Source organism: Paenibacillus sp. OSY-SE, from assembly GCF_000283315.1.
In the GTDB taxonomy this organism is placed as follows: domain Bacteria; phylum Bacillota; class Bacilli; order Paenibacillales; family Paenibacillaceae; genus Paenibacillus_B; species Paenibacillus_B profundus.
The window spans coordinates 1-213 of sequence record NZ_ALKF01000057.1 but is presented as its reverse complement, the minus strand read 5'-3'; the positions used below and the strand labels follow the sequence as shown (position 1 = coordinate 213).

Sequence of the window (213 nt, the reverse complement as noted above, 5' to 3'; positions counted from 1 at the left end):
TTTTTCATATCTTTTATCAGGAATTAAAATATTAACTCTGTCGGAAATGCCGTTAGCTGAGCCTTTCCCCTTTACTGTGATGTAAATTGTAGATCCACTTAATGTAGAAGTGACAGTATACAAGGATTTGTTATACTCATAACTAAAATCACTTGCTGAAGTTTTTGTAACGGTGACATTACAATTTATAGCCGTTAGATTGATATTCTTAAC

Annotated in this window: 1 pseudogene; it reads right to left on the bottom strand. The window is 31.9% G+C overall.

The features are described 5' to 3' along the window. Positions 1–213, bottom strand: a pseudogene (locus tag A372_RS38185) (hypothetical protein); the annotation flags it as partial.